1 protein-coding gene is annotated in these 230 nt (G+C 44.8%); it reads right to left on the bottom strand.

The genetic code is table 11. The features are described 5' to 3' along the window. Window positions 1–230, bottom strand: a 230-nt coding sequence (locus KVT28_RS27400) for a hypothetical protein (RefSeq protein ID WP_217551508.1), incomplete at both ends; no start/stop codon positions are given.

Raw genomic sequence — 230 nt, 5'->3', positions numbered from 1 at the left:
AGTGAACATCATGCTCGGCAATGGAGTGTCACTGAAATCTGAGTCTTTGTCAAAAGCTGGGTCTCCATTGGACCTTGCTTGCTGCATCCAATCTTCAATTGCTGAATTCCGCCGGTACAAAGAAAGATCCATGAAACTGGTAACTGGATCATAATCATAGGGATCTGCAACTTTGGTAGAACGATCCAGACGCAGCCGGAGGTTGTAGTTCACAAAGACCAATTTATCCA

This window comes from Pantoea sp. GbtcB22, assembly GCF_019091025.1.
Classification (GTDB): domain Bacteria; phylum Pseudomonadota; class Gammaproteobacteria; order Enterobacterales; family Enterobacteriaceae; genus Pantoea; species Pantoea leporis.
The sequence above is the reverse complement of the archived record's forward strand: the minus strand, read 5'-3'. Positions and strand labels throughout refer to the sequence as shown.